Here is a 508-nt window from a genome sequence, read left to right as displayed (position 1 = left end):
GAACGTCAGAGGCCACCTACCGCTGACCAGCGGCGCGCCCCCGACTGTGGGTTAGGGTTGTAATTACGGTGAAATTTCGACTCATGGCGGGTCAGCGGTTAGGTGCGCCGCCTTGTTGTGCCTTTCTTCGTTTTAGCTCGAGGCTCAGTGCTCTGAATACCACTCGGCATCGCGCAAGTAATCCGAAAAGCTTGGGTGAAGCACGGCTACTTCAGGATCATCGTGAGCCACGTAAAGGACTGGGGAAGTCCGACCTGCCGGCTTGGACAGGCACAGGAAATCTCCATTACCGACAGCGTAGAACGGAATGAAATCCTCGGTGAAATTTGGGTTATTGGCTGCCTCCCAATCGTAGGTGGCGGTCATCTCATCGGCTGGGAGATGGTCGCCTGTGACGTTGTAGAATGGCAGCAGCTTTCTGAACGCGATGAATTCAGGGGGAAGTTCCGCTCCGAACGCTTCAAGAACCTTGGCGGTATCGTCAGCCGAGAATCGAGGATCGTGGACC

General features: G+C 55.7%; 1 protein-coding gene. It reads right to left on the bottom strand.

Features of this window, described 5'->3' with window-relative positions; genetic code table 11:
• Positions 1–144 precede the first annotated feature (144 nt).
• The coding region (locus JIN85_RS20935) for an SMI1/KNR4 family protein (RefSeq protein WP_200274510.1) at positions 145–508 on the bottom strand (364 nt) is incomplete at its 5' end.

It is taken from the genome of Luteolibacter pohnpeiensis (assembly GCF_016595435.1).
Lineage (GTDB): Bacteria > Verrucomicrobiota > Verrucomicrobiia > Verrucomicrobiales > Akkermansiaceae > Luteolibacter > Luteolibacter pohnpeiensis.
Note: the sequence above shows the minus strand (reverse complement) of the source record. Positions and strands in the feature narration are given on the sequence as shown.